This is a genomic window from Paenibacillus sp. TY11, assembly GCF_059772165.1.
In genome coordinates this window covers 1-2,200 of sequence record NZ_JCBAIQ010000058.1, presented here as the reverse complement: position 1 = coordinate 2,200, position 2,200 = coordinate 1, and the positions used below count along the sequence as shown (strand labels likewise).

The 2,200-nt window shown below is 49.5% G+C and carries 1 protein-coding gene; it reads left to right on the top strand.

What is annotated here, in order from left to right:
- Positions 1–2,200: condensation domain-containing protein (locus AC6EJC_RS26760; RefSeq protein ID WP_444956512.1), on the top strand; the 2,200-nt coding region annotated here is incomplete at both ends.

Below are 2,200 nucleotides of genomic sequence, written 5' to 3'. Positions count from 1 at the left end.
GGCGAACCTGTTAAAAGTAGAACATGTGCAAGAAGCCATCCTGCTAGCCCGAGAAGACGGGCAAGGGCAAAACCAACTGGTAGCCTACTATGTGGCAGAACAAGAAATGAATGCAGGTGAACTGCGCAGCCTACTGGGCGAAAAGCTGCCTCACTATATGGTACCTTCATACTTTGTACAGCTGGAGTCCATGCCGTTAACACCGAACGGCAAAATAGACCGCAAGGCATTGCCAGCACCCGAAGGCAGCCTGCAAACGGGAGCCGATTATACCGCACCACGAACCGGGGTGGAATCCGTGCTGGCGCAAATCTGGCAGGACGTGCTGGGATTAGAGCAAGTCGGTGTAAAAGAGAACTTTTTCGAGATTGGTGGACATTCACTACGCGCGACAACGCTGACCTCGAAGATTCATAAGGAATTGAATAAATCGCTTCCGCTACGTAGTATTTTTGAAGCCCCGACCATTGAACATCTGGCGGCGGTCATTGAACAATTGGATCAAGAGATGTATGCATCCATTCCAGTGACGGAAGAACGTCCGTTCTACCCATTGTCCTCGGCACAAAAACGGATGTATGTTTTGCATCAGATTGATCCAGATGATGTGAACTACAATATTCCCGCTGTGCTTCAGGTAAGTGGCCCGCTGGATGTAAAACGGGTAGAGAAGGTTTTCCGCCAGTTGATCTCACGTCATGCAGCTTTCCGAACCAGCTTTGGACTGGTAAACAATGAACCCGTGCAACGGATTCAAGAAACTGTATTGTTCGAGGTGAAGTATGCGAAGTTGCAGGGAGGGCGTGTACTAACGCACATAGAAGCTGATCAACAAATACATGTGCCCATCTCTGATCGTGATACGGCGTTCGAGCAGCAAACAGTAGGGTCTGAACAGCTTGTAAGTCGAGAAGTTCAAGATTGGGTTCAACGTTTTGTACGTCCGTTTGATCTGCAGGTAGCCCCGTTGCTACGGGTATCCTTGTTGGATCTGGGTATACAGGGGGGAGAACAAGAACAGCAATATCTGATGATGCTCGATATGCACCATATTATCTCGGACGGTGTATCAACAGGTGTGTTAACCAAAGAATTTGTACGCTTATACAGCGGTGAGGTATTGCCTCCGCTACGGGTTCAATACAAAGACTATGCCATATGGCAGCAAGGTGAAACACAGCAGGATTGGATGAAACGTCAGGAGATGTTCTGGTTAGATAACTTCAGGGGTGAACTGCCCTTACTGGATCTGCCAACCGACTTTACTCGCCCGGCGGTGCGGAGTACGGCTGGAGATATGGTGGTATTTGGACTGGAACGTGAAGTCAGCGAACGATTAAAAGAGCTGGCAGCCCAGACAGGTTCGACGCTGTATATGGTGCTTCTGGCGGCTTATACAGCACTTCTGCATCATTACACTGGACAGGAAGACATCATTGTCGGTACCCCGATTGCGGGCCGACGTTATGCCGATTTGGAGCCAATTATCGGAATGTTTGTCGGAACACTAGCCATACGCAACTACCCAACCGCAGCGCAAACATTCCGCCGCTATGTGGAGGATGTGAAAAAACGGGCCTTGCAAGCGTATGAGCATCAGGACTATCCGTTTGAGGAATTGGTGGAAAAACTGAATGTGAAACGGGATATGAGCCGTAACCCACTGTTCGACACGATGTTTGTGCTACAAAACACGGAACAAGACGAGTTGAAACTTCCAGATATTAACTTCCGGCCATTTGGTATGGAGCAGGTTCCAGCTAAGTTTGACTTGACGCTGGAAGCCAGCGAACAAGAGGATGGCATTCAATTCGGTTTGCAGTATGCGACAACATTGTATAAACGGGAAACGATTGAGCAAATCACACGCCACTTTATACGACTGGCTGAAATCATTACGACGAATCCCGATACGACATTGGGTGAGCTGGATTTATTGAGTGAGCAAGAACGCGAGCAAATCCTGCACGTGTGGGGAGATACGGCGGCAGCGTATCCAAGCGAGCAGACAATTCACGGTTTGTTTGAAGCGCAGGCTTTGCAAACACCAGAGCAGGCGGCCTTGTTCTTCGAGGGAGAACAGCTGACCTACCGCGAGCTGAATGAACGAGCCAACCGATTGGCTCGTACCTTACGGAGTCATGGCGTGACGAAGGATCGTCTGGTGGGTCTGATGACGGAGCGCTCGATAGATATGATC